Genomic DNA, 21,058 nt, shown 5'->3' on the forward strand with positions numbered 1-21,058 from the left:
GGTGTGCCGGGGCGTGGAGGAGTCGGGTTCGGGCTGTGTGCTCACGGCGCAGTGGGCAGGCCGGCGACGCCGGTGATCTGCTCCCAGATCGCGAAGCGGACGGTCATCTCGGCTCGGAAGTCGTGTGCGGGCATCAAGTGGCGGCGAGGTCGGAAGTAGGGCGAGATGCCGCTGACCGCGGACAGAAACCGCTGGGCTCCGCCCATCGAGCGGAAACCTTTCATCGTGCGTTCGCGCTGCCTCGTTGGCTGGTGACTGTTTTCCGCCTGGTTGTTCAGGTACTTCGACTGCCGATGCTCGACGGAGGGCATGACCTCGCGGTGGGCCGCGCCGTAGGAGCGGAGTTTGTCGGTGACGATCACCCGCGGCACCGCACCGGTCTTCTTCATCAGCCTGCGCAAGAAATACCTGGCTGCGGCCTTGTCCCGGCGGTCCTGCACGAGGATGTCCATGACGTTGCCGTCCTGGTCGACGGCCCGCCACAGGTACCGCTGCTCGCCGTTGATCTTGACGAAGACCTCGTCCAGGTGCCATTTGTCACCAGGCCCGGGCTGCCGGCGGCGCAGCGCGCCCGCGTACCGCGGCCCGAACTTGGCGCACCAGCGGCGCACCGTCTCGTACGAGACGACGATCCCCCGCTCGAGCATGAGCTCCTCGACCTCGCGGAACGACAGCGGGAAGCGGTAGTACAGCCACACGCAGTGGGAGATGACCTCAACCGGGTACCGGTGCCTCTTATACGACAGCGACACGGCCCCCACAGACAGTCCCCTCCAGCACGATCAATCAGAAGATCATCGATCATCGCACCCGGTCAACCAACGTGACAGCGCCGCAGCGGGTCATACCCGCCCGAGCGCAGTCATGCGGCGGGGCGGCGGTGTCCGGACCAGGGTGAGGGCGTACAGCTGGGGATGGGCTGCGGTGAACGCGCCCGCGTGGCGGTGCCACCGCGGCAGGTGCACGCCGATCACGGAGCCCGCCCTGCCCGACTGCCGTCCCGAACCGGACCGATACGGCGACGCGCGGAAGCAGTAAGCGGTCACCGGCCGGGGGCAGGGCGTCGGCCAGGGCCAGCGCAGCAGATGCTGCGGGGCCCAACCACGGTCGGTCCGGCCCTTCACCGTCTACTGCTGGTGTCAGCCGAGGCGGCCGATGTGGATGACCACGATGGTGACGGTGGCCTCGGTGATCTTGTACAGGACCCGGTAGCGCCCCACGTGCATCCGGCGCAGGTCGGGAGAGCCGTAGGCGGTGCTGCCCTCGGGCCGGGGCTGGTCGGCGAGCAGGTCGACGGCGTCCATGAGCTGGCGCAGCCCCTCGACATCGTCCTTGACGAACCGGGCGGCCGCGTCGATGGCGGGCTCGTCCCAGACGATCGAGTAGGTCACCCGCGCTCCAGGCCCAGACGCGCACGGACATCATCGTGAGGCACGGCCGCGGCGGCGCCGCCGGACTGGCGCTCGCGGTAGCGGGCCAGGGCCAGGGCGTCCTCCAGGTCGGCCAGTTCCTGGGGGTTGATGAGCACGGCCGCGGGCTGGCCGTGGTCGGTGATCGTGATGCGTTCGCGGGCGTGGGAGGTGCGGCGCACCAGTGATCCGAACTTCGCCCGGGCCTCGGTGATCGGCAGAGTGTCACTCATGTACACAACTGTACACTTCACGCGCCAGCGCAGCTTCTTTACTGCTCAGAAAGCTGGTTCTTGATCGTTGAGTGCAGCAGCCCGGGTTGGACGCGGAAGGAGACAGCTCCTCCGCACATACGGAGATGGTCCGCTTTGGACCCGTACCTGGGTATGGGCATGGTCCGCTCTCCGCGCCTGCACGCCAGCCTGTGGTCTTGGTAGACGCGGGCCGTTTTATGCCCATGCGGCAGCCGGTCGGCCAGATCCCGGCCGGATTCGGCTGGTTGGAGACCGCCAGCGTGCCGCTGTCGTCCGCGTCGGCTGCCGGCCCGGTTGCGGGAGACTGGGCTGAGAGGTACCCGATCGTGCCGATCCGGATGCAGGAGGGGGAAGTCATGGCCGAGGAAACACCGGCCGCAGTGGCGTCCTCGCGCTGGGCTCGGGCCGCGGACCAGCTGCCTCACGATCTTGCGGAGCTCGCCGGGCCGGTGCAGGGTGCGGTGACGTTGCCGCTGCACCTGGCGTGGTCGGGGCTGCGCACGTTCGACCTCAGCGACGAGAAGCTGTTGCTGGGGATGTACCGGATCGTGCTGCTCAACGGCCACCGCGAGGACTACACCCACTACCTCGACGCCACCCTGCTGGTCGATCACTGGCCCGTGCTGCGCAAGATGCTCGGCCGCGGCGTGCGCGGTGTGTGGGAGGAGCGTTTCCCGCGGTTGCGGCCGGCGGCGGCCGCGTGAGCCTGCACCATCTGCCGGAGCATCACCGGCGGCTGCTCGCCGACACCCTGGCTGCCGGGCGTCCGTACGGGCTGGCGCTGATGGGCGGCTACGCGATCCAGGCGCACGGGATCGTGCACCGGCCCAGCCAGGACCTGGACTTCGCCACCGAGCACCCCGCCGGCATGACGGAGATCGTCGAGTAGCTCACCGGCAGGGCTGGCGGATCACTGTCGTCGATGTGGCGCCGCTCAAGGCCCGCTTCCTCGCCACCGATCCGGTCACCGACGCCATCTGCGAGGTGGATCTGCTCAAGGAAGTGCTGTGGCGCCCGCCCGTCGTCACGGACATCGGCCCCGTCCTGGACCTGGACGACCTCATCGGCACCAAGGTCCGCGCGCTGGGCGACCGCGGGCTGGCCCGCGATGCCATCGACGTCCACGCCGCCCGCGACCTCTACAGCCTTGCCGAACTGGAAACCCTCGCCGCCCGGCGCCCCGACGAATTCGACCTCACCGAACTCCACGACCGGCTGGAGAGCCCGGAGTGGATCAGCGACGCCGAATTCGAGGCCTACAGCATGGACAGCGCGCGCATCACACAGCTGCGCCAGTGGGCCCAGCAGTGGCTCGACGACCTCGCGCAGCGCCTCGTCGAGCCCTACGACGAACCCCCCGACCCGTAACCCCGCCCAAGCGCCACAGGGCGCCCAGCAGCTCGACGCCGTCAGCACACCGCGGCCCCCGGACCGGGAACGACACCGCCAAACTCAGCCCCGAACGGCGAGCGGCGCTCGACGAGCTCGGCATGCGCTGGCAGGGAGTCTGGTGCGGGCTCGACGGCCTAGCTGCGCTGGCAGAGCCTGCGGACATTGGGGCGGCCGGCATGGGCCCACCCGGTCACCTCGAAGGCGCCTGGCGGATTCAGGCTGCCCCGTACGACGCCGTCCCTGCCGGATCAGTTGTGCCGGTCGCCGGGCCCTCCCCCGTCCTCTGTTCGCGAAACGGGGGCGCAAAGATCGTTTCCTTTCGGCGCCTGGCTCGCTTAAAGAAGCGTGCTGAGCAATGAAACCTGTCTGGAACTGCGCGACCTCCTCTTCCACGACGGCCCCGAGGGCGCCGCCGTGCATGCCCACTGGCGCAAGGTGATCGGCGACGACCTCTTCCGCCACCATCCCGCGACGTGCGAAGAGCGCTGGCAGTTGTCGTACGACCGGCTGCGCCGGATCAACGAAGAACTTCCCCTGCCACCCGACCAGCTGGCCCACGACCCGCGTCACCTGGCCGCGCTGCACGAGTGGGCATCGGTCGTGGACGGCGCCACAGCAACGGTCGCCGGCATCCACTACAACCTCTTCCTGGGCAGCCTGCTCGACGACGACCGATCGGCACCACGCGATCTGAGTGACTTCATGCGCCTGTCCCGCGTCGGCACCTTCCTGTGCACCGAACGAGCGCACGGCAACGACGCCCCGGCGCTGGAGACCGTGGCCCGCTACGACCGCGGATCCGACGAGTTCGTGCTGCACACCCCCCACCCCGGCGCCGCGAAGTTCATGCCCAACACCAGCCCGGCGGGCGGCCCGAAGACGGCCGTGGTCGCGGCGCGGCTCCTGATCGACAACCGGGACGAGGGGGTCTTCTTGTTCCTGACCCCGCTGAGCAACCACCGGGGCGCCCTCCCCGGTGTCAGTGTCACCTCCCTGCCCGAGCGCATCGGCAGCCCGGTCGACCACTGTGTGACCTCCTTCGACCGGGTGCGGCTGCCCCGCACCACGCTGGTCCAAGGCTCGCACGGGCAGCTGGATGCGGACGGCACCTTCCACAGCACCGCCGGCAGTGCCCGCAAGCGGTTCCTGCACACCATCAACCGCGTCACGGTCGGCAAGCTGTGCATGAGCGCCAGCACTCTCGGCGGCGCCCGGGCCGCACTGGCGATCGCCGTGCGCTACGCCGGGCACCGCCACGTATCCGGGCCGGCGGGCGGCACACAGCGCGTCCCGATTTCCGCCTACCGCTCCCACCACGGACGGCTCCTGGAAAAGATTGCCGACGCCTACGCGATGACGTTCTGGCACCGCACGGTGACCGACCGGTGGATCACCCATGCGCCCGCCGAACACGCCCCGGTGGAACGGCTGGCAGCGATCGCGAAGGGCTGGATCACCTGGCGGGCCCGCGACATCACCATCGAGGCCCGCGAGCGCTGCGGAGCACGCGCCCTGTTCCCGGCAAACGGCCTCGCCGAGTTCCCCGCCAACACCGACGGCGCGATCACCGCTGAGGGCGACAACCTCGCCGTGTGGTCGAAGGCCGGCGCCGAGATGATCTTCGGGCACGAGCTGCGCCCCGCATCCCCTCACGCCACCGGCGCGGAACAGCTGACCGACGTGGCCTTCCTGCGCCGCGCCCTGGCACACGTCGAACGCCAGGCGCACCTCGCCGCCCGCCACGACCTACGCGCCCCCCACCCCGACCGCGAAAAGGGGTCATTCGTCCGCTGGAACAACGCCACCGCTTCCGCGCTCGCCCTGGTGGAGGCCTACGCCGTCGGCCAGGCAGCCGACGCCTTCACCACCGCATGCACCCGCGCCGCAGACACCGCGACCCGCACCCTGCTCAACGACCTGTGCGCCCTGTTCATGCTGCGGCACGTGCGCGCACATGACGGCCCGCTGCTCGCCGACGGCATCCTGACGGCCGACCACGTCCAGACACTGCCCGGCATCCTGAACACCCTCACCTCCCGCCTCGCCCCACACCTCGACACCCTGGCCCACGCCTTCGACATCCCCGAGGAACACCTCAGCTCCCTGCCGATGCTCACCGACTGACACAACAGCGCGGCCAGGCCCCATGCGCCTGGCACGCAGGTCCTCCTCGAACCACCAGCGGCACTCCACGGGCGCGCGGTCCGGACTGCATCGGCAGTCTCGGACCGTAAGCCCGCCGCGGTCAGTGTCACGCTCACACGCCCAGGCGTACACCTGGCCACCGGCCTGCGGTCGCCGTGGCCATTGGGACCGCCGACAGAGGAGGACGAAGAACTCCCTTGCTCATGCGGTACTCATCCTGGAGCGGGGCCGCTGAGGGAGCTCATCGGGGCAGCCGTGCAGTCCCGGCGGCGGATACGGGAACGGACCTGGACGCGGACATGGAAGGTTCAGCCCCTGGCACCTGCTGCTCGCCCCGCTCTGCCTGCTCTTCGCGGTCCCGCTGGTCTGGCTGCTGCTCAGTTCCGTGATGAGCGACGCCGAGATCAACCGGTTCCCGCCCGCCCTGTGGCCGTCGGGGATCGACCTGGACGGCTACCGGTACGTGATCGGCAACGCGATGTTCCCCCGGTGGTTCGCCAACTCGCTGATCGTGTCGCTGGTGGCGGTGGTGTCCAACCTGCTGCTCGGCTCCCTGGGCGGTTACGCCTTCGCCCGGATGCGGTTCGCCGGTTCCCGGCCGCTGCTCGCGCTCATGCTGGCCACGATGGCCGTGCCGTTCCAGCTGACGATGATCCCGACGTTCCTCGTCATGAAGCGGCTGGGGCTCATCGACACCCTGGGCGCGCTGATCGTCCCCTCGCTGGTCACGCCGTTCGCGGTGTTCCTGCTGCGCCAGTTCTTCCTGTCGCTGCCCAGGGAGCTGGAGGAGGCGGCGTGGCTCGACGGCTGCTCACGGCTCGGCGTGCTCTTCCGGATCGTGCTGCCCCTGTCGCGCCCCGCGCTGAGCACGGTGGCCGTGCTGACGTTCCTCACCACCTGGAACGACCTGACCTGGCCGCTGATCGCCATCAACCACGACACCCAGTACACCCTGCAGCTGGGCCTGACGACGTTCCAGGGCCAGCACCATACCAGGTGGTCCGCGGTCATGGCGGGCAACATGATCACCGTATTGCCCGTGCTGCTGGCGTTCCTGTTCGCGCAGAAGACCTTCATCCAGTCGATCACGTCGAGCGGCCTCAAGGGGTAGCCCGCGCCCTGCCGCCGCACACTCTCGTACAGACAACGGAAAGAACCTCTGATGACCCTCGGCACGACTTCCAGCACAGCCCCCGGCACGACTTCCAGCACAGCCCCCGGCACGGCCTCCGACGCGACCTCCACCGCCCCGAAGATCGCGTTCATCGGCGCGGGCAGCGTCGTGTTCACCCAGGGCCTGCTGGCCGACCTGCTGGCCTTCCCCGAACTGCGCGGCGCCCACATCGCGCTGCACGACATCGACGCCGAACGCCTCGCTACCGCCGAGGGGGCGGCCCGGCAGATCGCGGACCGGCTCGTCCCGGCCGGCGCCTCCCGGACGCGCCCCCGGGTGACCGCCCACCCGGAGCGCCGCGCGGCCCTGCGGGACGCCGACTTCGTCATCAACATCGTGCAGGTCGGCATGGGCGAGGCGACCCGGACCGACTTCGACGTCCCCCGGCGCCACGGGCTGCGGCAGACCATCGGCGACACCCTCGGGATCGGCGGCATCTTCCGCGCGCTGCGGACCTTCCCCGTCCTGAGGTCCCTCGGCGAGGACATCGCCGAGGTCTGCCCGGACGCCTGGCTGCTGAACTACACCAACCCCATGGCGATGAACGTCCAGTACCTGACCCGGGCCACCGGGCTGACCCGCGTCGTGGGGCTGTGCCACTCGGTGTACTGGACCATCCACGACCTGGGCGAACTGCTCGGCGTACCGCACGAGGAGATCACCTACCGGGCCGCGGGCGTCAACCACCAGGCGTGGGTGCTGCGCCTGGAGCACCACGGCACCGACCTCTACCCGCTCCTCGACGAGCTGATCGAGCGGGACCCGCAGCTGCGGCGCCGGGTCCGGGTCGACATGTACCGGCGCCTGGGTTTCTACCCGACCGAGACGAGCGAGCACTCGTCCGAGTACGTCCCCTGGTACCTGCACCACGACAGCGAGGTCGACAGGCTCCGGCTGCCGATCGGCGCCTACCTGGGCATCGTCGACGAGAACGTCGCGGCCTACGAGCGGACCCGGCGGGCGCTGGCCGCGGGGACGCCCCTCACGGTCGAGGGCACCATGGAGTACGCCCCGCAGATCATCCACAGCATCGTGACGGGCACGCCGCGCACCGTGTACGGCAACGTCCCCAACCACGGCCTGATCGACAACCTCCCGGCCACCGGCACCGTGGAGGTGCCCTGCCTGGTGGACGGCTCGGGTGTGCAGCCGACCAGGATCGGAGCGCTGCCCGCGCAGCTGGCCGCCCTCAACCGGAACTACCTCAGCATGAACGAGCTGGTGGTCCGGGCCGCCCTGGAGGACGACCCGCGGTCCGTCCGCCAGGCGGCCATGGCCGATCCCGCCACGGCCGCCGCCCTGCCGGTCGAACGCATCTGGGACCTGTGCGACGACATGGTGCGGGCCCACGCGGACCTCCTGCAGCCCGCGCTGCGCGCCACCCTCGGGCACTGACCCCTCAGGCACCGACCCCTTGGGCACCGACCGGCGACGGGCCGCATGCGCGGCCCGTGCCCTACCGCTGGAACGACACCACCGAGCCGGCCCGGCGCAGCATGCCCCGCACCTGGTCGGCGGGGCGCTGCTGTTCGCCGTGCAGGGCGTTGAGCACGACCAGGCACCCGGTCAGCGCCGGCACGGCGAACTGCGCGCAGGCGAGGTGGCGCCGGGCCGTGTCGAGGTCGATGGGGTGCTCGGAGGCCTTCTGCAGGTCCTGCGGATCGCGGGAGGAGGCCAGTTCGACCTTCTTGCCCAGGATCCGGGCGTAGGCGGTGGCGGCGAGGGCCGCGCCCGTGACGAGGGTCTTGACCGCCGTGGAGGCGGCCACGCCCTGCTGGCCGGCCACCCGGTGGGCGTTCACCATGAGGAGCCCGCCGCTGCCGAACAGGTGGATGCCGATGGCGGCGGCGTTGACCGGCGTCCACTTCGCCCAGCCGGACGAGGAGATGCGGGCCTGCTCCACGGCCGTGCCGCCCTCGTCCCGTGCCGCGCCGTTGAGTCCGACCGCCCCCATCAGCGTGCCTCCGAACCAGGCGGCCAGCCCCACGTCGTGCAGGCTGCGGATCACGGTGTGGCGTCCGGACATGACGGTGCTCCTGGATCTCGGGAGGGACCGGGCCGATGCGGCGGTCACGGTCCACCCTCACCCGGCTCCCCGACCACCGCCATCGCAACTGGGCCGGACGGAGCGGGACGGAGCGCGACGCCCCGCACGGCTTCCCGTCAGGGGTGCGCCCGCGGTGCCCCGTCCCGGCGGGCCCACTGGGTGCGCCAGGCGTGGGCGAGGACCGTGCGGTAGAACCGCGGGTAGCTCACGCAGTAGTTCTCCAGCCGGCCGGCCACCTCTCCGTGGACGGCGCCCAGCTTGTTGATCGGCACGGCCATCCGCAGATGGTGCTCCACATGGAAGTTGTTGCCGTTGGTGAGCCAGCAGGAGAACCGGCTGCCCCTGATGGTGCGGGTGTTCCTGAACACGTCCGGGGAGGTCCGGTCGCACAGCACGTGCTCGGGCAGCTCGATCAGGAAGTGCACGGGCTCGGCGAACACGAGCGGGACCAGCCACAGCGTGACCACGAGCGGCCGCTCCACCGCCACCGAGACACCGGCCAGGGCCACCCCGGCGGCGAGCATGCACCGGTACTCGCCCTGGATCCGCGCGCGGTTCCGGCGGTTCATGCCGCTGTCGTAGGAGCGGCCGGGCCACACGGCGCACACGACGTCGCGCAGGGCCGCCGCCCAGCGCCGCACGTCGAAGGCGGAGGCGCCCATGGCCGTCAGCGTCAGGGCGTCGCCGGCCGAGTACCGGAAGAACTCCGTGTCCTGGTCCGTGCCCAGGAAGCGGTGATGCCTCAGGTGCAGCACGCGGTAGCGGGTGTACGACACCAGCATCGGCGCCCCCAGGGCCGTGCCCACGCACCGGGCCCACCGCGGCGCCCTGATCCCGGTGCCGTGCAGCATCTGGTGCTGCAGTTCCACGGCGTGGGCGAACATCACGCCGAGCACGAACTGCCCGGCGAGCGCCGTCCACACGTCGTGCGTGAGAATCCATACGGCGCTCCCGACCGACACCGCGGCGCACAGGACGAGTTTTCCCGCGAAGACGTGCGCGTCGCGTGCCGTGAACTTCTTCAGGTCCCGGGGAAGGGACGAGGACGACAAGGACGCGGCGGACATGGAGGATGTGGCGGACGTGGAGGATGTGGCGGGCGTGGCGGACATCTTCGGCTCCCTTCAGCGGGTCACGAGCCCCGGGACGACGTCGTAGATCCCCGGGGTCATCCGGGCCTCGCGCAGGAAACGTGCCACGTCCGGGTCACGGCACAGCAGTTCCGCGACCAGCGCCGTGCGCGTGCGGTGTTCCTCGTCCGCGCGCCCGAGCCGCATCATCGGACACGCGGCGGCCTGCATGCGGATCATGTCGCCGCCTTCCCGGGGCTGGTACCAGTAGGGGTACAGGCGGCAGTCCAGGGGCTTGTACGGCCGTTGCGCACCTCCCGGCGCCGAACAGCAGCCGTCCTGCCGGGACTCCACCTTGCGCCCGCCGAAGTAGTCGGCGTCCAGCACCTCGAACCGGTCGAGCCCGTAACCGAGTTGGAGCGCGCTCTCCCACTCGCCGGGCAGGAGGAGGAAGTAGGAGCCGGAGAACTCGCAGCAGTCCCACTGGCAGGCGCCCTGGTCGACGAGTTCGCCGCAGAGCGGCATCGTGCCGGGGAAGCGCTCCAGGACCTGGGAGAGAACGTCGGGAGAGAGCAAGGCATGCCTCCTGTACGCCGGGCCCCGACGCCCTCGTACGGCATCGGGGCCCGGCCGTGTGTCGGTGGATCCGTGGTTCCCGCCGGGTCGGCGCTCCGCGGCTCGCGCTTGGTGGTTCTTTCTCCGCGGTTCGTGCTCCGTGGTGCGTGCTGTGCGCTTCGTGGCCCGTGCGGCGTGGTCCGTGCGTCGTCGACGGCACGCCGCCTTGCCCCGGTACGACCCGCTTGGGTGAATGGTGAACAAAGGCGTGACCGAATCCTGCTGCGGGACGGCGGCACAGGCGATGGTTTCGGTCCTGCCCGAAGTGCTTGCCCAGGCACGCCCACGGGGGTTACCGGTGTTACGCATCCACTTGTCGGCCGAAGATCTCGCCCGTATCCGGTTCGCACCGCGTCCCGCGCCCCTGTACGAGCTGAACGCGGCCCTGATGATGCTGTACCGCACCGACGACGACCCGCTGTTCGGCCGCTGGCGGCACCGCGTGCGCCACTCCCTCCCGCCGGGCGCCAGGCCGCTGGGGGGTCTGATCTCGGGAGTGCGGTGCCCCGAATTCGTCATCGCGCCCGGTGACACCGTGCCGGAGGGACAGAGCCTCGCCCGCTCCTCCCCGCCCGCCCTGGTGCGGTCCGGGATCGAGATGATGTACCCGGCGGGCGCGTCCACGGCTCCCCGCTGGATACGCGCCCTGCACGGGGGCGACGTCGAGCCCTGGCACCTTCTCCTGCGCGCACAGCGCGACGCCTACGAGACCGTCCTCGGACCCCACTGGGCCGCGGTGCAGGACCTGCACCGGGCGGAGTTCACCCGTCATGCCCTGACCGCCGCGGAGCAGGGCATGGGCCGGGCCCTCGTCGCGCTGCTGCCCGGCTCGCGGCTGCGGGACGGCGTCTGGGAGATCGACACGCCCCGGCACAGCGAGGTCCGGCTGGAGGGACGCGGGGCGGTCCTGGTGCCGACGTTCCACTGGCTCGGCAAACCGCTCGTCTCCGACCGGCCCGKCCGGCCCCTGCTGCTGGTCTKCCCCGCCGGTCCCGGTCTGCCCCTGACGCCCACCGCGGCCGACGGCGACCCGCTGGCCGGCGTGCTCGGCCGGACCCGGGCCGGGTTCCTGCGCCTGCTCTCCGAGGAGCAGACCACGGGCAGCGCCGCGCGGCGGCTGGGGATCAGCGACGCCACGGCCTCCGAACACGCCGCCGCACTGCGCGCCGCGGGGCTGATCACGACGATCCGGGCCGGCCGGGCCGTCCACCACCGCCGCACGCCCCTCGGCACCCTGCTGTGCACGCGCTCCTCATGACCCGGTCGCATCCGGCCGCGGAACCCTGCGGCCACGAGCCGGGGGCGGGGAGCAGGGGCTACAGTGCGCGGGACGGCAGCCCGGTCGAGGAGTGCAAGCGTGACGGACACCAATGACACCCGCCCCGCCGACAGGGAGGAGCGGGCGCCGCGGCAGAGCCGGCTGTACCGGCTGATGCGCTACCTCCCCCTGATCGCGCCCGTCCTGCTGTGGGCCGTGCCGTGCTGGGTGCTCCTGTACGCCGGACAGCGCTGGCCGTGGCCCGTCACCCTGGCCGGCACCGCCGTGTTCGCTCTCGGTCTCGTCGGCATGCCGCTCGCGATGGCGCGCGGTCACGGCCGGCGTCAGCAGGACCGGGCGGCGATCGTGGGCGACACCCTGCTGGGCGCCGCCTGGGTCCTGTTCACCTGGTCCGTCCTGCTCGGGATCCTGCTGCGGCTCGCCCTGGTCGCGGCCGGGGCCGGCGAGGGCCAGGACCGGGCGCGCGTCGTCACCTGGGCCGTCCTCGGCGTGAGCGCCGTCCTGCTCGCCTGGGGGTACGCCGAGGCCCGCCGGGTGCCACGCGTGCGCACCCTCGACGTGCACCTGCCGCGTCTGGGAGCGGGGCTGGACGGCCTGCGCGTCGCCCTGATCACCGACACCCACTACGGCCCCCTGGACCGCGCCCGCTGGTCGGCGCGGGTGTGCAAGACGGTGAACTCCCTGGAGGCCGACCTGGTCTGCCACACCGGTGACATCGCGGACGGCACGGCCGAACGCCGTCGTGCCCAGGCCGCCCCGCTCGGCACCGTGCGGGCGACCCGGGCCCGTGTCTACGTCACCGGCAACCACGAGTACTACAGCGAGGCCCAGGGCTGGGTCGACCTGATGGACGAGCTGGGCTGGGAGCCGCTGCGCAACCGCCACCTGCTGGTGGAACGCGGCGGCGACACCCTGGTGGTCGCCGGGGTGGACGACGTCACCGCCGAGTCCTCCGGTCTGGCCGGTCACCGCGCCCACCTCGCCGGAGCGCTGAGCGGCGCCGACCCCGGGCTTCCCGTCCTGCTCCTGGCCCACCAGCCCAAGTTCGTCGACCGGGCCGTGGCGGGCGGCGTCGACCTGCAGCTCTCCGGCCACACCCACGGCGGGCAGATCTGGCCCTTCCACCATCTCGTCCGCCTCGACCAGCCCGCCCTCGCGGGCCTCACCCGCCACGGCCCCCGCACCCTCCTCTACACCAGCCGGGGCACCGGCTTCTGGGGCCCGCCGTTCCGCGTCTTCGCCCCCAGCGAGATCACCCTGCTCGTGCTCCGCTCCCCTCAGGGGTCCACCTCGGCGTAGGACTCCGGGACCGTCACGGCCCCGGCGCCCTGCCGTGCCCGGTGCTCAGCCGCCGGCTCCCAGCTCCCGGCGCAGTACGGACATCTCGGCCGGGTCCAGGCCGGCGGCGGCGAGGTCGGCGAGCGAGTGCTCCACGGCGCGTCCCGCGTCCTGGAGCACCCGCTCCGTGCCGTTCCGGTCCCGGACGACGATCACTCCGCCGGACACCACGATCTCCGTGACGTCGGCTGCCGGAGCGCCGGTGATCCGCAGTCCCCGGTAGCCGAGGCCCTGCAGCGGAGCGGCCCCCGGCGGCGCCGGCGGCAGGGCGGCGATCCGGTTCATCAGCCGTTCCCCGGCTTCCGGCCCGAGGCCGAACACCGGGTTCCGCCGGCCGCTGTAGAGCTCGATCTCGACGTCCATACCGGTCATTCCCTGATGGCTGTGCGGCCTCGGCCCCGCCCGGGAAAGGCACTGCCCCGGTCCCGGGAAGGCGTCAAGCCGCTACCTGATCCTCTGCCGCTGCGAATTGCATCCGTAGAAGTATCCGACGAAGACCGTGTACGGACCACGGTTGGCGGTCTCCGGATTCAGGATGACGTTACCGCTGTTGTCCGTGTTGCGGGCGGCCGTACCGCCGGGCTTGTGACCCCAGAATCCCTCCTTCTGCTTGCGGTACCAGTGGAAGTCGACGATTCCCGGGCCGGGAGCGATGACCAGCGCCACCAGGTAACGCGGCTTTTCCGAGTCCGGGAAGCAGTCGAACCGGTGGTGCATTCCGTCGCACAGTGACGCACGCGTCATTTCGTCGGGCGTGATGGCCTTGTACATGCTGCCGCAACCACGTCCCGGCTGGGCGAACGTATTGGTCCGCCAATTGCTCGCGTAGTTGTAACAGTTGTTGTTCAGCCGTACGGTCGCGTCGTTGTTCCAGAATCCCGGGTTGAACGCTCCGAGTTCGATCGTGCAGGAGGCCGCCGAGGCACCCTCCTCCGGTGACTGTTCCGGGTCCGCCGGCGCCGTGACGACCTGGTCCGTGACGGTGAGCCGGGCCGAGGCCGCCAGCTGCGGGATCAGGTAGTCGCGCAGCTCGGCGTCCAGCGGCGTCGCCGCCTCACCGGAAACGGTGGAGCTCCCCCGCTCCATCAGGTTCACGAGCCGCTCGCCGATGTCGGCCGCGTGGGCACCACGTGCCTGTGCGCCGACCGGGAGGTACAGCCTCGGCTCGGGACCGAAGTCGGTTCCGAACTCGTCATTGAGCGGTTCGATCCAGAATCCCCGGACTCCGAGACCGCCCTCCGCCGGTGCGTCACCGAGGAACAGGTCCCGATTACCGCCCACCTCACGGAGCAGTGCCCGCACTTCGTTCTCGTCCGTGATCTCGGACACCGGATCCGGACGACCGGAGAAGATATCAGCCGTGATACGAAGCATGCTGTTCGTCCCCCTTGACTGTTGCGCCGGTCACGATGACTGGGGACTTACACTTCAGCGGATCGAGCGTCAACAGCGCGCAAAACGGCTGCGAAACTAATCGCCCATCACCTACGCCACTTGCAGCGGATCAATACACCAAATTCGCCATCGCGTCCGAGGATCCGGAGGCGGCGCATTCCGGTGGCCGGCGTCGTGCGCCCCGCGGTTCGGCGGCCGGCTCCACGGTGTGCGGGGGCGCCGGCCGCTGAACCACGGGGCGCGGCTTCGCCAACCCACCTGCGAAACAAGGGAGTTGTGGTGTGACGCAAGTGGAAGGCGGGAAGACATGAGGCGCGGCTGCCGGGACGCGCAGGGATGGCCCGGCAGGTTCGGACAGGCCGGGCGCCGACCATGCGACAGGAGACCGATCAACGATGCTCACGCTCGTACGGAGCAGGATGCAGGCGGCCGCGGTCGCCCTCTCGACCGTCGCGGCCCTCGCTCTCGGCGCGACCGCCACGACCCACGCCACGGCGGCCACGGCGGCCCCGGCGCTCGCCAAGGCGGGGCCGACCTCGGTGGCGTACGTCGAGGTCAACAACAACAGCATGCTGAACGTCGGCAAGTACACCCTCGCCGACGGCGGCGGCGCCGTCTTCGACGTGGCCGTGATCTTCGCGGCGAACATCAACTACGACACGGGCACGAAGACGGCGCAGCTGTACTTCAACGAGAACGTGCAGCGCGTCCTCGACAACGCCGCCACCCAGATACGGCCGTTGCAGCAGAAGGGCATCAAGGTCGTCCTGTCGGTGCTGGGCAACCACCAGGGCGCGGGCTTCGCCAACTTCCCGTCCCAGCAGGCGGCTTCGGCGTTCGCCGGACAGCTGTCGGACACCGTGACCAGGTACGGCCTCGACGGCATCGACTTCGACGACGAATACGCCGAGTACGGCAGGAACGGCACCGGGCAGCCCAACGCCAGTTCGTTCGTGCATCTGGTGACCGCGCTCCGCGCGAACATGCCGGACAAGATCATCAGCCTTTACAACATCGGCCCGGCCGCGTCCCGGCTGTCGTACAACGGCGTCGACGTCTCGTCCAAGTTCGACTACGCCTGGAACCCGTACTACGGAAGCTGGCAGGTCCCCGGCCTCGGACTGCCCAAGTCGAAACTGTCGCCGGCGGCCGTCGAGATCGGCAGGACGTCGCAGAGCACGGTCACCTCCCTCGCCCGCCGCACCGTGAGCGAGGGGTACGGGGTCTTCCTGACGTACAACCTCGACGGTGCCGACCGCAGCGCGGACGTCTCCGCGTTCACCCGGGAGCTGTACGGCAGCGCCGCCGTCCACACGCCCTGAGGCGGGCGCGCGGGCCGCACGGTGACCGGCCCTGACCGGTCTCCGGGGGCCGCCGGAAAGGGAGTTGTAAGGTTCTGGCCATGACTTCGACCACCGGTGACGCGCATCCGGACGAACTCGTGGCGGCCCACTCCGCCCGGCTCGCCAAGGCCAGCCAGGCCCAGGCCCGCAAGGCGGTGCGCGAACTGGTGGCGGTCACCGACGACGGCGCCGCGCTGGAGCTGGCCGCCCGCTTCGCGCCGGTCGCGGACCTCGCCCCGGACACGCTGCTGCGCCTGTGGCCGACGGCCGGCGACCCGGACGGCTTCGCCGCGGCCCTGCTGGCGCCGGCCTTCCTCCGGGAGGGCCGGACGGAGCTGACGCTGAAGCGCGTGACCTCGCTGTCGGGCCTGCGGCACCTCACCATGCTGCACACGCTGACGGTGGACCGCTGCAAGGAGATAACGGACCTCACGGAACTCGGCGCGCTCACCGAACTGCGCCACCTCGACCTGAACGGCTGCGCGGGAATCGAGGACCTGACCCCCCTCGGCGGCCTCACCGAACTCACCTGGCTGAGCCTGCACCGCTGCCGTCCGGTGTCCGACGTCAAGCCGCTGCTGTCCCTCGGCCGACTGCGCCACCTCGACCTGAGCATCACCCGGGTCACCTCGGTGGCCGGCTTCCCGGCGGCATTCCCCCTGCTGGAGCACCTGAACCTGCGCGGCTGCCGGTCCTTCGCCTCCCCGGCCCAGCTCTCCGGCCTGACCGGCCTCACCCACCTCGATCTCGGCTGGACGGCCGTCCGCGACCTGTCCGGCCTGACGAACGTGCCCGCGCTCGCCTCCCTGCACCTGCAGAGCTGCAAGCGGCTCCGTGACCTGACCGGCATCGCCGCGGCGACCGATCTCTCCGAGCTGATCGTGGAGGACTGCCCCCGCTTCCAGTCCTTCCGCGGTCTCGGCAGCCACCCCCGTCTGGCGAAGCTGGAGGTCAAGGGCTGCCCGGACCTGTTCGACCTGCGCGGACTCTCCACACTGACGCACCTGGCGGAGCTGCGGATCGCGGACGGCGAACGGTTCGCCTCCGTCGAGGGGCTCGGATACCTGCCCTCCCTGGAGGGGATCACCTTCGAGGACTGCCCCGCGCTGGCGGACGTCTCGCAGCTGGCCCACCTCACCGGCACGTTCCGGCTCCACCTGGAGGGGCTGGCTCTGATACGGGACCTCTCCCCCTTCGCGTCCCTCCCCGGCCTGCGCGGACTCGTCCTCGACAGGTGTTCCGGGCTGCTGGAGCTCACCGGCCTCGGCTCCCACAGCGCCCTGGAGGAACTGTCCGTCAGCCGTACCGACAGCATGAGCAGCCCCGGTGACGTGGGCGACCTGCCGGCCCTGCGCGAGCTGGAGTTCAGCGGTCTTCCCTCGCTCACCGACCTCGGCCGCCTCGACGGCCTGACCGCGCTCGACAAGGTCGGTGTGCGGGACTGCCCCGCGCTCAAGGACATCAGGGCACTGCTAGGCGCCCCGGTCACCGACCTGACATTTCACCGGGCCACGGGCCTCGACTCGCTCGGCGTCCTGGAGACGTGCCCCGAGCTGCGCGTACTGAGCGTGGACCGGATGCCCCAGCTGACGGACTTCCCCGTCCTGCGCTCCCTGACCCATCTCTATCTCTCCGACGTGGACTGGCAGGACATGTCACCGCTGGCCGGCCTCACCTCGCTCCAGTCCCTGCGCATGGGGAGCCTGGACGAGGTGACGGACATCGGCACGCTGGCCGATCTGCCCGACCTCTCCGAACTCCTCTTCCACCGCCACCACTCCCTCACCGAGCTCGAACCCCTGCTCCGGATGAAGTCGTTGCGACGGCTCAACAAGTCGCTGCAGATGAACGAACAGATCCTGCGGGGCCGGCGCGATCCCGTCCTGACCGAACTCGCGGCACGCGGGATCGCGATCGACCAGCGCTGACCGCGCCCGCGCCCGGGACCACGAGCGGAGCCTGGGCCGGGACCGAAAGGTCCGGGCCCGGTCCGTGCGTCACGCGGTCAGGGCGATGTACTTCTCCTCCAGGAACTCCAGGATGCCCTCCGCGCCGCCCTCCCGGCCGAGCCCGCTCTGCTTGACGCCGCCGAACGGGGCGGCGGGATCGCTGGCGACGCCCCGGTTGACCGCGACCATGCCGGCTTCGAGGCGCCGGGCCACGGCCATCGCCTCGCGCTCCTCACCGAACACGTAGGCCATCAGCCCGTGCACCGTGTCGTTCGCCATGCGGACCGCCTCGTCGACGTCCTCGTAGCGGACGACCGCGGTCACCGGGCCGAAGATCTCGGCCGTGGTGATCGCCGACCCGTGGACGACCCCGGTGAGGAGCGTCGCGTCGTAGAACGCGCCGTCGCTCCGGGCCCGTCCGCCGCGCACGAGGGTCGCGCCGTCCGCGATCGCGGCGTCGACGAGCGCCGCCACCTTGTCGCGCTCGGCCGGTGAGACGAGCGCGCCGAGCGTGTGTGCACGGTCGAGGCCCGGGCCCGTCGTGAACGCGGACAGCGCGGCGTCCATCCGGGCCACGAACTCGTCGTGCACCGAGGCGTGCACGTAGAAGCGGTTGGCGGCCGTGCAGGCCGCGCCGCCGTTGCGCATCTTGGCGAGCACGGCGCCCTCGACCGCCGGCTCCAGGTCGGCACCGGGCAGCACGACGAGGGGCGCGTTGCCGCCGAGCTCCATCGAGGCGCTCACCACGCCGTCCGCGCAGGCACGCAGCAGTTCCCGTCCGACCTCGGTGGAACCGGTGAACGAGAGCTTGCGGACCTCGGGACGGTCGATCATCCGCCGTACCGCGGGGCCCGGCGGAGTCGGCGTGACCAGGTTGACGACACCGTCCGGGACGCCCGCCCGGCGCAGCACCTCCACGACGTAGGCCGCGGTGAGCGGTGTCTCGGCGGCGGGCTTGAGGACCGTGGTGCAGCCGGCGGCGAGTGCGGGGGCGAGCTTGCGGGTCGCCATGGCGGCGGGGAAGTTCCAGGGCGTGATCAGCAGCGACACCCCGATCGGCTGCCGCTCGACGACGATGCGCTTGTCGCCGGAGGGCGAGAGCCGGTGGTCGCCGGGCACGCGGACGGCCTCCTCGGCGAACCAGCGGAAGAACTCCTTGGCGTAGTGGGCCTCGCCGACGGCGTCCGGCCAGGACTTGCCGTTCTCCCGCACGATGAGCTCGGCGAACTCCTCGGTCTCGGCGGTGAGGATCTCGTACGCCGCCCGCAGCAGTTCACCGCGCTCGCGCGGGGCGGTCGCCGCCCAGGAGGACGCCGCGGCGGCCGCCGCGTCGACGGCGTCCATGCAGTCCCGCTCGGTCGCCACCGCGAACCGGGTGATCGTCGACAGGTCCGAGGGGTCGACGACGTCGAKCCGCCCGCCGTCCGTGCCCGGCCGCCAGCGGCCGCCGATGAAGAGGTCCGTCCGCAGGTTCATGCCGCCGTCCGATCGTCGAGGGTTCCGGCGTGCGCGCGCCGGATGATGTCGAGAAGCAGGTCCCGGGTGGGCTCGACGGGGGCGATGGCCAGCAGCCGCGCGGACCTCAGCGCCAGGTCGGCCAGGCGCGCGAACTGGTCGCGTCCGACGCCGATCTCGCGCAGGCTCGCGGGTATCCCGACGGCCCGGTTGATCTCGGCCACCCGGGCGACGGTCCGTGCGGCGGAGGCCTCGTGCGCCGGCAGGTGTTCGAGCGCCGCCCCGAAGGCCGCGACCCGTTCGGCGCCTTCCGGTACGGCCCGCACGGTGTCGAGGACGTAGGGCAGCAGCAGTCCGGTGCCCAGGCCGTGCGGCGTTCCGGTGAGGGCGCCGACGGGGTACTGGAGGGCGTGGCACAGGTGCGTGCCGGTCGAACCGAAGGCGATGCCGGCGGACAGGGCGCCCAGCGCGACCTGGTGGCGGGCCTGCCGGTGGGACGGTTCCCGGACGGCCACGGGCAGCCAGGGACCCAGCAGCTCGGCGGCCCGCAGGGCCATCGGCTCCGCCAGCGCGTTGCGCCCCGTGAACACGGGGACGGAAACGGAAACGGGAGCGGACTCGGATACGGGTACGGGTACGGGTACGGGAGCGGGCAGGCCGGTGTCCGGGGACCGACCGGTGTCCAGGGGCCGCGCGGTGTACGACTCGGCGGCGTGCACGAGTGCGTCGATGCCGGAGTGGGCGGTCACGGCGCGCGGCGCGCCCAGGGTGAGGTCCGGGTCGACGACGGCGACGGCCGGCACCAGGAAGGGGCTGGAGATCCCCACCTTCAGCTCACGTTCCGGGTCGGACACGACGGCCACCGGTGTGACCTCCGATCCGGTGCCCGCCGTCGTCGGCACCGCGACGACCGGCAGGACGGGCCCGGGGACCAGGTTCTCGCCGTAGTACCGGCTGAGCGGGCCGTCGTGCACGCACAGCAGCGCGATGAGCTTGGCCGCGTCCAGGGCGCTGCCCCCGCCGACCGCGAGGACGACCTCGGTGCCGTGCTCGCGCGCCGCCGCGGCAGCGGCGTCCAGCGAGCCGGCCGGCAGCTCCGGGGTGATGTCGGTGCGGATCCGTACCGCGAGGCCCGCCGAGGACAGCGCGCCGGTGAGCTCGTCGAGGTACGGGGTCGCCGTGAGGAACGGATCGGCGACGAGGAGCACCCGTCGGCCGTGCAGGGCGACGAGGTCGGGGAGCAGGGCGCGGGAGCCGTGCCCGAAGTGCACCCGGCCGGGCAGCCGCAGCGTCCCGGATGCGTACGGCGGGAGGCCGGTCGGCGAAAGAGCCACCCCTCCGGGCGTCGGCTGCGGCGCATCCGGGAGACCGGTCGGCGGGATCTCAGGCAAGGAAACCTCCGTCGACCGGCAGCACGACGCCGCTGATGTGCGCGGCCAGGTCGCTCAGCAGGAACGACACGCTCGCGCCGACCTCCGCGCCCGTCCCCGCCTTGCGCAGCGGCGTGGCGGCGATCCGGGCCTCCACTCCGCCGGGGATCGCCTCCCGCGTCCGGTCGAGCATCGGTGATTCGGTCGGACCGGGCGCGATCACGTTGACCCGGACGCCGAGCGGCCCGAAGTCGTGGGCGGCGGTGCGGGTCAGACCGATCACGGCGTGCTTGGTGGCCTGGTAGGCGCCCATGCCGGAGCTGCCGCGCAGGCCCCCGATGCTGCTCACGTTGACGATCGAGCCCGCGCCCTGCCGCTCCATGACCCGTACCTCCTCGCGCAGGCACAGCCAGGTGCCCTTGACGTTCACGGCCATGATCCGGTCGAAGTCCTCGTCCGTGACCCGGTCCAGACGGCCCGCCTGGGTCGTGGCCGCGCTGTTGAACGCACCGTCGAGGCGGCCGAACCGGTCGACGGTGGCGTCGACGAAGGCGGCGACGCTCGACGCGTCCGTGATGTCGCCCGTCCGGTACGCCACCTGGTGGCCCGCCGAGGTGAGTTCCCCGGCGAGTTCCTCCAGCGGTCCCGCGGTGCGGGCGACGAGCATGACGGCGGCGCCGTCGGCGGCCAGGACGCGCGCGGTGTCGGCCCCGATCCCGCTGCTCGCGCCGACGACGAGGACGGTCTTGCCGGTGAGCGGCGGCCGGTCTACTGGTTGCTGCGGCATGGTGCCGGGTGTCCTTTCCCGTTCTGGTCCCTCGGT

19 protein-coding genes and 1 pseudogene are annotated in these 21,058 nt (G+C 71.4%); 9 read left to right on the top strand and 11 right to left on the bottom strand.

Translation table 11 applies throughout. The features are described from left to right. Window positions 1-41 precede the first annotated feature (41 nt). From FGF04_RS36965 to FGF04_RS36975, 3 genes are all read right to left on the bottom strand, one after another. Window positions 42-761 carry an IS6 family transposase gene (locus tag FGF04_RS36965; protein ID WP_149515762.1) on the bottom strand — a complete coding sequence of 240 codons (720 nt, stop codon included), beginning with the start codon at window positions 759-761 and terminating at the stop codon, window positions 42-44. 378 nt (window positions 762-1,139) lie between these two features. Next, a complete protein-coding gene (locus tag FGF04_RS36970) occupies window positions 1,140-1,391 on the bottom strand; it encodes a type II toxin-antitoxin system RelE family toxin (RefSeq protein WP_149515763.1) in 252 nt (83 codons plus the stop codon). Then, complete coding sequence (locus tag FGF04_RS36975; RefSeq protein ID WP_149515764.1) at window positions 1,388-1,642, bottom strand: type II toxin-antitoxin system Phd/YefM family antitoxin; 255 nt, start codon at window positions 1,640-1,642, stop codon at window positions 1,388-1,390. Before FGF04_RS36975 ends, FGF04_RS36970 begins: the two co-directional genes overlap by 4 nt. Window positions 1,643-2,019: 377 nt before the next feature. Between FGF04_RS36975 and FGF04_RS36980 the strand changes: the two genes are divergently transcribed. From FGF04_RS36980 to melA, 5 genes and pseudogenes are all read left to right on the top strand, one after another. Beyond that, window positions 2,020-2,367 carry a hypothetical protein gene (locus FGF04_RS36980; RefSeq protein WP_149515805.1) on the top strand — a complete coding sequence of 116 codons (348 nt, stop codon included), beginning with the start codon at window positions 2,020-2,022 and terminating at the stop codon, window positions 2,365-2,367. 2 nt (window positions 2,368-2,369) lie between these two features. Next, window positions 2,370-3,031 (top strand): annotated as a pseudogene (locus FGF04_RS36985) (hypothetical protein). Window positions 3,032-3,400: 369 nt separating this feature from the next. After that, a complete protein-coding gene (locus tag FGF04_RS36990) occupies window positions 3,401-5,179 on the top strand; it encodes an acyl-CoA dehydrogenase family protein (protein ID WP_149515765.1) in 1,779 nt (592 codons plus the stop codon). A gap of 343 nt (window positions 5,180-5,522) precedes the next feature. Further along, on the top strand, window positions 5,523-6,311 hold the full coding sequence (locus tag FGF04_RS36995) for a carbohydrate ABC transporter permease (protein ID WP_223146443.1): 789 nt from the start codon (window positions 5,523-5,525) through the stop codon (window positions 6,309-6,311). Window positions 6,312-6,362: 51 nt separating this feature from the next. Further along, window positions 6,363-7,769 carry an alpha-glucosidase/alpha-galactosidase gene (gene melA, locus FGF04_RS37000; protein WP_149515766.1) on the top strand — a complete coding sequence of 469 codons (1,407 nt, stop codon included), beginning with the start codon at window positions 6,363-6,365 and terminating at the stop codon, window positions 7,767-7,769. Window positions 7,770-7,830: 61 nt separating this feature from the next. On the opposite strand, the gene FGF04_RS37005 is transcribed toward melA, so the two are convergent. From FGF04_RS37005 to FGF04_RS37015, 3 genes are all read right to left on the bottom strand, one after another. Beyond that, window positions 7,831-8,400: a hypothetical protein gene (locus FGF04_RS37005; protein WP_149515767.1), complete on the bottom strand. Its 570-nt coding sequence runs from the start codon at window positions 8,398-8,400 to the stop codon at window positions 7,831-7,833. A 137-nt stretch (window positions 8,401-8,537) separates the two neighbouring features. Then, complete coding sequence (locus FGF04_RS37010) at window positions 8,538-9,533, bottom strand: fatty acid desaturase family protein (RefSeq protein WP_149515768.1); 996 nt, start codon at window positions 9,531-9,533, stop codon at window positions 8,538-8,540. 12 nt (window positions 9,534-9,545) lie between these two features. Then, window positions 9,546-10,067, bottom strand: a complete 522-nt coding sequence (locus tag FGF04_RS37015; protein ID WP_188114382.1) for a hypothetical protein — start codon at window positions 10,065-10,067, stop codon at window positions 9,546-9,548. A 352-nt stretch (window positions 10,068-10,419) separates the two neighbouring features. On the opposite strand from FGF04_RS37015, the gene FGF04_RS37020 reads away from it, so the two are divergent. Both FGF04_RS37020 and FGF04_RS37025 read left to right on the top strand, forming a co-directional pair. After that, on the top strand, window positions 10,420-11,364 hold the full coding sequence (locus tag FGF04_RS37020; protein WP_328596472.1) for an ArsR/SmtB family transcription factor: 945 nt from the start codon (window positions 10,420-10,422) through the stop codon (window positions 11,362-11,364). 99 nt (window positions 11,365-11,463) lie between these two features. Beyond that, window positions 11,464-12,684, top strand: coding sequence for a metallophosphoesterase (locus FGF04_RS37025; RefSeq protein ID WP_149515771.1), 1,221 nt, complete (start codon window positions 11,464-11,466; stop codon window positions 12,682-12,684). Between the two features lie 45 nt (window positions 12,685-12,729). On the opposite strand, the gene FGF04_RS37030 is transcribed toward FGF04_RS37025, so the two are convergent. Together FGF04_RS37030 and FGF04_RS37035 are read right to left on the bottom strand one after the other, a co-directional pair. After that, on the bottom strand, window positions 12,730-13,095 hold the full coding sequence (locus FGF04_RS37030; protein ID WP_149515772.1) for a hypothetical protein: 366 nt from the start codon (window positions 13,093-13,095) through the stop codon (window positions 12,730-12,732). Between the two features lie 72 nt (window positions 13,096-13,167). After that, window positions 13,168-14,097 carry a hypothetical protein gene (locus FGF04_RS37035; RefSeq protein ID WP_149515773.1) on the bottom strand — a complete coding sequence of 310 codons (930 nt, stop codon included), beginning with the start codon at window positions 14,095-14,097 and terminating at the stop codon, window positions 13,168-13,170. Window positions 14,098-14,513: 416 nt separating this feature from the next. Between FGF04_RS37035 and FGF04_RS37040 the strand changes: the two genes are divergently transcribed. Further along, window positions 14,514-15,440 carry an endo-beta-N-acetylglucosaminidase H gene (locus FGF04_RS37040; RefSeq protein ID WP_149515774.1) on the top strand — a complete coding sequence of 309 codons (927 nt, stop codon included), beginning with the start codon at window positions 14,514-14,516 and terminating at the stop codon, window positions 15,438-15,440. 80 nt (window positions 15,441-15,520) lie between these two features. Continuing rightward, window positions 15,521-17,389, top strand: a complete 1,869-nt coding sequence (locus FGF04_RS37045) for a leucine-rich repeat domain-containing protein (protein ID WP_149515775.1) — start codon at window positions 15,521-15,523, stop codon at window positions 17,387-17,389. A 69-nt stretch (window positions 17,390-17,458) separates the two neighbouring features. Here FGF04_RS37045 and FGF04_RS37050 read toward each other — a convergent pair whose 3' ends face one another. The 3 genes from FGF04_RS37050 to FGF04_RS37060 are packed head-to-tail and all read right to left on the bottom strand — an operon-like array spanning window position 17,459 to window position 21,022. After that, complete coding sequence (locus FGF04_RS37050) at window positions 17,459-18,886, bottom strand: NAD-dependent succinate-semialdehyde dehydrogenase (RefSeq protein WP_149515776.1); 1,428 nt, start codon at window positions 18,884-18,886, stop codon at window positions 17,459-17,461. Then, window positions 18,883-20,199 (bottom strand): iron-containing alcohol dehydrogenase, encoded by a 1,317-nt coding sequence (locus FGF04_RS37055; RefSeq protein ID WP_188114383.1) that lies wholly within the window; start codon window positions 20,197-20,199, stop codon window positions 18,883-18,885. The genes FGF04_RS37050 and FGF04_RS37055 overlap by 4 nt, the downstream gene beginning before the upstream one ends. A 49-nt stretch (window positions 20,200-20,248) precedes the next feature. Beyond that, window positions 20,249-21,022, bottom strand: coding sequence for an SDR family NAD(P)-dependent oxidoreductase (locus FGF04_RS37060; RefSeq protein WP_149515778.1), 774 nt, complete (start codon window positions 21,020-21,022; stop codon window positions 20,249-20,251). Between the last annotated feature and the right edge of the window lie 36 nt (window positions 21,023-21,058).

The organism is Streptomyces apricus (assembly GCF_008369065.1).
GTDB lineage: Bacteria > Actinomycetota > Actinomycetes > Streptomycetales > Streptomycetaceae > Streptomyces > Streptomyces apricus.

Excerpts from the sequence above, each read along its gene's own strand:
- FGF04_RS36975 (WP_149515764.1), bottom strand. The coding sequence starts at position 1,642 with ATGAGTGACACTCTGCCGATCACCGAGGCCCGGGCGAAGTTCGGATCA.
- FGF04_RS36980 (WP_149515805.1), top strand. The coding sequence starts at position 2,020 with ATGGCCGAGGAAACACCGGCCGCAGTGGCGTCCTCGCGCTGGGCTCGG.
- melA (WP_149515766.1), top strand. The coding sequence starts at position 6,363 with ATGACCCTCGGCACGACTTCCAGCACAGCCCCCGGCACGACTTCCAGC.
- FGF04_RS37005 (WP_149515767.1), bottom strand. The coding sequence starts at position 8,400 with ATGTCCGGACGCCACACCGTGATCCGCAGCCTGCACGACGTGGGGCTG.
- FGF04_RS37010 (WP_149515768.1), bottom strand. The coding sequence starts at position 9,533 with ATGTCCGCCACGCCCGCCACATCCTCCACGTCCGCCACATCCTCCATG.
- FGF04_RS37030 (WP_149515772.1), bottom strand. The coding sequence starts at position 13,095 with ATGACCGGTATGGACGTCGAGATCGAGCTCTACAGCGGCCGGCGGAAC.
- FGF04_RS37035 (WP_149515773.1), bottom strand. The coding sequence starts at position 14,097 with ATGCTTCGTATCACGGCTGATATCTTCTCCGGTCGTCCGGATCCGGTG.
- FGF04_RS37040 (WP_149515774.1), top strand. The coding sequence starts at position 14,514 with ATGCTCACGCTCGTACGGAGCAGGATGCAGGCGGCCGCGGTCGCCCTC.
- FGF04_RS37045 (WP_149515775.1), top strand. The coding sequence starts at position 15,521 with ATGACTTCGACCACCGGTGACGCGCATCCGGACGAACTCGTGGCGGCC.
- FGF04_RS37060 (WP_149515778.1), bottom strand. The coding sequence starts at position 21,022 with ATGCCGCAGCAACCAGTAGACCGGCCGCCGCTCACCGGCAAGACCGTC.